1 protein-coding gene is annotated in these 318 nt (G+C 67.9%); it reads left to right on the top strand.

Annotation, left to right across the window (positions count from 1 at the left end):
• Window positions 1–183 (top strand): acyl-CoA carboxylase biotin carboxyl carrier protein subunit (locus BN1134_RS07590; protein ID WP_042046338.1); only part of this gene is annotated, 183 nt, incomplete at its 5' end.
• Window positions 184–318: the final 135 nt, after the last annotated feature.

The raw sequence follows: 318 nt of genomic DNA, 5'->3' as shown, positions 1-318 counted from the left end.
TTGCTGGTGAGCCCGGGGCAGCAGGTGCACCGTGGCCAGCCCCTGGTGGTGCTCGAGGCGATGAAGATGGAGCACACCCTGCGCGCCGGTGAGGAGGCCGTGGTGGCCGCCGTACACTGCCGCGCCGGGGAGCCAGTGAGCCAGGGGGCCAGATTGGTCAGTTTTACGCAGGAGCAACCATGAGCGACAAGGTCACCCTGATTGAGATGGGGCCGCGCGACGGCCTGCAAAACGAGCCGCGCCAGTTGCCGCTGCCTTTGAAAGAGGAGCTGGTACACCGGCTGGCCGGCGCGGGCCTCACTCGCATTGAGGTGGGGG

Source organism: Aeromonas simiae, from assembly GCF_000820125.1.
Classification (GTDB): domain Bacteria; phylum Pseudomonadota; class Gammaproteobacteria; order Enterobacterales; family Aeromonadaceae; genus Aeromonas; species Aeromonas simiae.
The sequence above is the reverse complement of the archived record's forward strand: the minus strand, read 5'-3'. Positions and strand labels throughout refer to the sequence as shown.